3 protein-coding genes are annotated in these 2,165 nt (G+C 46.1%); all 3 read right to left on the reverse strand.

Annotated elements, in window-relative coordinates:
* Nucleotides 1-29 precede the first annotated feature (29 nt).
* Entirely contained in the window at nt 30-1,547 is a 1,518-nt protein-coding gene (tnpC, locus tag ACTUJY_RS21030; protein WP_463618096.1) for an IS66 family transposase, read from the reverse strand.
* A 67-nt stretch (nt 1,548-1,614) separates the two neighbouring features.
* On the reverse strand, nt 1,615-1,971 hold the full coding sequence (gene tnpB / locus ACTUJY_RS21035; RefSeq protein WP_463618097.1) for an IS66 family insertion sequence element accessory protein TnpB: 357 nt from the start codon (nt 1,969-1,971) through the stop codon (nt 1,615-1,617).
* Nucleotides 1,968-2,165, reverse strand: a 198-nt coding sequence (locus ACTUJY_RS21040; RefSeq protein ID WP_463618098.1) for a hypothetical protein, incomplete at its 5' end; no start/stop codon positions are given. The genes ACTUJY_RS21040 and tnpB, both read right to left, overlap by 4 nt.

Here is a 2,165-nt window from a genome sequence, read left to right on the forward strand (position 1 = left end):
GTAAACGTCCGAGCAAACACACACTTGACTTAACCGTTCAACTCAACATTCCACGGCATTAACGGTTCTAAGTCATCAGGCTGTTTCGGAAGCTCGTTCAGTACATGCATTAAATAATAAAAGGGTGTGAGGCCATTCGCTTTTGCCGTTTCAATAATACTGTATAGCATCGCGCTCGCATGAGCGCCGTTGGCGGTATTGGAGAACATAAAATTCTTGCGCCCAATCACAAATGGCTTAATGGCTCGTTCAGCGCGATTGTTATCAATGGACAGTTGACCACCCTCAATATAACGAACGAGTTTGTGCCATTGATTCAAGCTGTAGTTAATGGCCGCACCAATCGCTGACTTCGGTGGCACTTGCCGGGAAGACTTCTCGAGCCACTGTTGGTATTGTTTCAGCAAGGGTTTAGCTTGCGCTTGTCTCACTTCGTATTTCTCTTCGAATGTTTTGTCTTTTATCGCTTTTTCAATGCGATACAGTTTTTGAATGTGGTTCAAAGCCCAGTCGGCCTTGCCTGTTTTGTTTTTCCCTGCCGCTTGTTGTGCTTCAGTAAATTTACGACGCGCATGAGCCCAACACCCAACGAGTGTTGCTGAGGTTTGTTCATAACCGGCGTAACCGTCCACTTGTAAGTAACCGGTGTAACCCGATAAATAATCACGCACGCAGAGGCTTCTGCGACACGATTGGTAGTCGTACAAGACAATGTTGAACCCATCTTGATGACTCGGAGAGTCAGTACCGGTGCAATACACCCACATGTAACATTGACTTTTGTCTTCGTGAATGACTTTCAGTGTTGTCTCATCAGCGTGCATAACCGCTTGTTTCAATAACAGCTGGTACCAATGGTCAACGAGTCGCTTCAGTAGCAAGCTGCTTTTCAGTATCCAGTCACTCATGGTTTGACGACTGAGCTCAATACCATGTTGCTTGAACAGTTGCTGCTGACGATACAAGGGAATGGCGTATTGGTATTTGCTGGTAATGATTTGACTGATCAAAGAGGCGGTCGCGAAGCTTTTCGGGATAGGCATCAGTGGCATCGAAGCTTGCTTAATGCTGACGGTCGTTGCCGTCTTTTCACAGGTGCGACAACTGTACTTCGGTCTGACGTGTTCAATCACTTTGATGCGGGCAGGAATGAATTCCAATTGCTCGCTCTTATCCACACCCATACAATGCAACTCGTTGCCACAGCAGTCACACTGCTTATCTTCATCAGCCACGTCATGCACGATGACTTCTCGTGGTAAATCATCGGGTAGCGGTTTACGTTTCGGTTTGTTGCGCGTGTATTCAATCGTTTCGGTTGACTCGGGTTCACTCGACTCGATAAGCGTTTCCAGCTCATCAAACAAATCGCCTTGCGCCGGATGCGCTTCGTTGCTTGAGCCAAACCGTTGATGGCGAGCTTTAAGAAATTGTTCTTCCAGGTATTGGCATTTGGCTTTTAAGGTTTCTATTTCTTTTTGTTGCTCCAGTAAGAGCTTGCGCAATGAGTCCGCATCGTTTGGTAAGTTGTCAGTTGGCGTTTTCATGCGCCACAGAATAACAAAAAATGAATGCCCGAAGTCAACAAGGCGATCAATGGAGGGTAATCGCCGATCAGCGGAGTGTTTGGTAATGAAGGGGTTGATGCGTGTGTAGTTGCTGGATGTCTAACCCCGAGAGTAACCAATGCCATTGTTCATCCGTCAGTGATATGACCGTTTGTTTATGCTTGCGCGGCCATTTGAATTTGTCTTTCTCCAATCGTTTGTACCACAACGCGAATCCAGTCTTATCCCAGTACACCACTTTCAATTTATCACGCGCTTTATTACAAAAAACAAACAACGCATCGCAAAAAGGTGACAGCTGCATATCTTGCTCGACAATCGTGGTTAAGCCGTTAATGGACTTACGAAAGTCTACTGGCTCACGATGCAGATAAATCTCCGACAGCTCAAGCAGTCGCTTCATACTAAAGCTCGAATCATTTCAGCGACCCAGCGGGGAGAAATCGAAGACGGAAATGCCAGGGAACCACCCGCAAATGTTAAAGTGATACTATCGTCATTAACGGGTGGTTTTTCTCGCTCTACTTTTACAAACGATTTTGGCTGTTGCTTGCGTTTCAGCTTTGAACGTACTGCATAGAAATACTTGGCACTAAA

The organism is Pleionea sp. WD8-19, assembly GCF_055326765.1.